The following is a 596-nucleotide window of genomic DNA, read 5'->3' as shown; positions in this document are numbered from 1 at the left end:
TCACTGACGTCGTATCTTATCGTGTATATGCCTGCAATATTTGCATCGATGGTATCACCGCTTATGACGATGCTGGAAGTTAGGTTGCCATCCACGTTGTCGTTGGCTGTTGCACCAGCGTCGGTATAGCTCGTTCCTTGTTCAACTGTTTCAGCTGCATTGCCTGTTAGCGTAATGACTGGAATAGTTGTATCGGCAATGATGACTGTTCTAGTAACGGTCGTTGCAGCATTCCCCGCGGCATCATTGACGTCATAGCTGAGCACGTAGGTTCCGGGAGTATTAACATCAACAGCTCCACTAAGTACGATATTGGTGGTGACATCACCGTCAAGGTTATCGTCAGCTGTTGCGCCTGCATCTGTGTAAGAGGTGCTCTGTTCATGATTGACAATCGTGTTGCCCAGAAGAGTGATTGTTGGTGCGATGCCGTCTGTTACATTCACTGTGCGTGAGACTGTTGTTGCAGCGTTACCCGCAGCATCACTTACGTCATAAGAAATTAGGTAAGTGCCAATTATATTGGTATCTACATCGCCTGTTCGCGTGATACTGGCAGTAATGTCGCCATCAGCACTGTCAGAGGCTGTTGCACC

The 596-nt window shown here is 48.0% G+C and carries 1 protein-coding gene; it reads right to left on the bottom strand.

Annotated features, from left to right (window positions below):
- Positions 1–596, bottom strand: a 596-nt coding sequence (locus A3729_RS06625) for an immunoglobulin-like domain-containing protein (RefSeq protein WP_156497746.1), incomplete at both ends; no start/stop codon positions are given.

Source organism: Oleiphilus sp. HI0043, assembly GCF_001634935.1.
This window is presented reverse-complemented; position numbering and strand designations above follow the sequence as displayed.